We start from the raw sequence: 534 nt of genomic DNA, 5'->3' as shown, positions 1-534 counted from the left end.
CCTCGCCGATCTTCTATCGCCGCGCGCTCCAGGTCGCGAACCTCGAAGGGGAAGTTGCCTCTTCCGTCCACAATTGCGAACAACTTCCCACGTCCGACGAAATCGTAGAGCCTCCTGGCGATTTGGACGACGACACCACCGAACAAGAATGGATCTCGCAGGCGACTGAGGCGCTGCGCGCTGGCATGGCGCGGTCGCGCGAGCGCCAGCGGAAGGTGATCGCGCTGGTACTGGCCGGGGAGGCCGCGCACGCCGAACGCCTCGCGAAGTGCATGCGTCAGTCGGCCCAGCTCGAATGTCCTCCGATGGCGGGCGGGTGCGGCTCGGAGGACAATTTCGTCCCGACGACGTGCGACAGCCGGCTGTGCCCGGAGTGCATGAACCGGCGAATGGGGAAGGCGATGGGGAAATATCGCCTTCCGATCGAGTCGTTCGATCATCCGGCACTCCTGACGCTGACGATCGAGAACACGCCGGACCCTGAGACGGGGAAAGAAGCAGTCCAGGATGCGTTTGGGAAGCTTCGTCGTCGGG

The 534-nt window shown here is 64.2% G+C and carries 1 protein-coding gene; it reads left to right on the top strand.

What is annotated here, in order from left to right; all coding sequences use genetic code 11:
• Positions 1–185: 185 nt before the first annotated feature.
• The coding region (locus C450_RS06595) for a hypothetical protein (protein ID WP_206536838.1) at positions 186–534 on the top strand (349 nt) is incomplete at its 3' end.

Source organism: Halococcus salifodinae DSM 8989, assembly GCF_000336935.1.
Lineage (GTDB): Archaea > Halobacteriota > Halobacteria > Halobacteriales > Halococcaceae > Halococcus > Halococcus salifodinae.
This window is presented reverse-complemented; position numbering and strand designations above follow the sequence as displayed.